Here is a 257-nt window from a genome sequence, read left to right as displayed (position 1 = left end):
GTAATAGGGCAATTTTGATGAAAACCGGCGCATCTCCGCGTTGAAAGCCTCCTCGTGTACATACAGTACACGACGTCAGCTTTCGCCTTGATCTGCTTGGTTTTGATCAAAATGGAGTGATCAAGTTAAAAAACAAAATCACTTCATTAAGCGTCAACTGGGTTTGTAGCTCAGCTGGTTAGAGCACTGTGTTGATAACGCAGGGGTCGAAGGTTCGAGTCCTTCCAGACCCACCAGTTTTTATCTGGGTGCTGTAG

General features: G+C 45.9%; 1 tRNA gene. It reads left to right on the top strand.

Features of this window, described 5'->3' with window-relative positions:
- The first annotated feature begins 159 nt into the window (after positions 1-159).
- Positions 160-236 (top strand) — tRNA-Ile (locus HWX34_RS07180).
- The last annotated feature ends 21 nt before the right edge of the window (positions 237-257 follow it).

The sequence above is a fragment of the Aquitalea sp. LB_tupeE genome (assembly GCF_013391415.1).
Lineage (GTDB): Bacteria > Pseudomonadota > Gammaproteobacteria > Burkholderiales > Chromobacteriaceae > Aquitalea.
This window is presented reverse-complemented; position numbering and strand designations above follow the sequence as displayed.